Origin of the sequence: Streptomyces sp. DT224, assembly GCF_049844595.1 — a bacterium.
Taxonomy (GTDB): domain Bacteria; phylum Actinomycetota; class Actinomycetes; order Streptomycetales; family Streptomycetaceae; genus Streptomyces.
This window is the reverse complement of record NZ_JBNCLI010000049.1, coordinates 1-406: the sequence shown is the minus strand read 5'-3', so window position 1 is coordinate 406 and position 406 is coordinate 1. Positions and strand designations below refer to the sequence as shown.

The window sequence follows — 406 nt, the reverse complement described above, 5'->3', positions numbered from 1 at the left end:
CGCTGCCGTGCCTTCTCGGCGGACGCGGACGGCACCGGCTGGGCCGAGGGTGTCGGCGTCCTGCTGGTCGAGCGGCTCTCCGACGCCCGCCGCAACGGCCACCAGGTGCTCGCGATCGTCAAGGGCTCGGCCGTCAACCAGGACGGTGCGTCCAACGGTCTGACCGCGCCCAACGGCCCCTCGCAGCAGCGCGTCATCCAGCAGGCGCTGGCCAACTCAGGCCTTGCGGCCGCGGACGTGGACGCGGTGGAGGCACACGGCACCGGAACGGCGCTCGGTGACCCGATCGAGGCCCAGGCCATCCTCGCCACCTACGGCCAGGGCCGCCCCGAGGAGCAGCCGCTCTGGCTGGGATCGCTCAAGTCCAACATCGGTCACGCGCAGGCGGCGGCCGGTGTCGGCGGCA

Annotated in this window: 1 protein-coding gene; it reads left to right on the top strand. The window is 73.6% G+C overall.

Annotated elements, in window-relative coordinates; translation table 11 throughout:
* The coding region (locus ACLQ2N_RS35980) for a beta-ketoacyl synthase N-terminal-like domain-containing protein (protein ID WP_425820003.1) at nucleotides 1–406 on the top strand (406 nt) is incomplete at both ends.